Source organism: Azospirillum soli, from assembly GCF_017876165.1.
Lineage (GTDB): Bacteria > Pseudomonadota > Alphaproteobacteria > Azospirillales > Azospirillaceae > Azospirillum > Azospirillum soli.
This window is the reverse complement of record NZ_JAGINQ010000070.1, coordinates 1-1,028: the sequence shown is the minus strand read 5'-3', so window position 1 is coordinate 1,028 and position 1,028 is coordinate 1. Positions and strand designations below refer to the sequence as shown.

Here is a 1,028-nt window from a genome sequence, read left to right as displayed (position 1 = left end):
CTGATGGTCGAGCACAACCTCTCGGTCGTCGCCCACCTGTCCGACACCATCACCGTGCTGCGCCGCGGCGAGATCCTGGCCGAGGGGCCATACGATGTCGTATCGCGCAACCCCCAGGTGATGGAAGCCTACATGGGGTCGACGACCGCCGGGGAGGTGGGGCATGCCTGATATCCAGAACAGCGGCGCTCCGATGCTGGAGATCAAAAACCTTCAGGCCTTCTATGGTGAGAGCCATGTGCTGCACGGCGTCAATCTGGAGGTGCGGCAGGGCGAGGTGGTGACGCTGCTGGGCCGCAACGGCGCCGGCAAGACCACGACGATGCGCTCGATCATGGGCATCGTCGGCAAGCGCACCGGCTCGATCACCTTCCAGGGGCGGGAACTGATCGGCATGGCCCAGCACAAGATCCCGCGCCTGGGCATCGGCTATGTCCCGGAGGAGCGCGGCATCTTCTCGTCGCTGAGCGTCGATGAGAACTTGGTGCTGCCGCCGGTGGTCAAGGACGGCGGCATGACGGTGCCGCAGATCTACGAGCTGTTCCCCAACCTGAAGGGGCGCGGCACCACCCAGGGCACGCGGCTGTCGGGCGGCGAGCAGCAGATGCTGGCGATCGCCCGCATCCTGCGCACCGGGTCCACCTTGATCCTGCTGGACGAGCCGACCGAGGGATTGGCCCCGGTCATCATCGAGCAGACCGGCGTCGCCGTGCGCAAGCTCAAGCAGCGCGGCTTCACCATCGTGCTGGTGGAGCAGAACTTCCGCTTCGCCTCGACCATCGCCGACCGCCATTACGTGATGGAGGAAGGCCACGTCGTTGACATGATCCCCAACGACCAGTTGGCCCAGAACATGGACAAGCTGCACACCTATCTCGGCGTCTGACAAAGCCGGTCCAACGCGCGACAACAAAAATCCCAAAAAATCGGATTCACAGGGAGGATCGGACATGTTCGAATTGCTGGGGGTGCCGCCCCAGGTCCTGTTCGGGCAATTGCTGCTCGGCCTGATCAACGGCTCGTTCTAC

The 1,028-nt window shown here is 63.9% G+C and carries 2 protein-coding genes; both read left to right on the top strand.

Translation table 11 applies throughout. The features are described 5' to 3' along the window. Positions 1-171, top strand: a 171-nt coding sequence (locus tag J2852_RS31300; RefSeq protein WP_484793077.1) for an ABC transporter ATP-binding protein C-terminal domain-containing protein, incomplete at its 5' end; no start/stop codon positions are given. Further along, positions 164-886, top strand: a complete 723-nt coding sequence (locus J2852_RS31295) for an ABC transporter ATP-binding protein (RefSeq protein WP_246500144.1) — start codon at positions 164-166, stop codon at positions 884-886. The genes J2852_RS31300 and J2852_RS31295, both read left to right, overlap by 8 nt. Positions 887-1,028 lie beyond the last annotated feature (142 nt).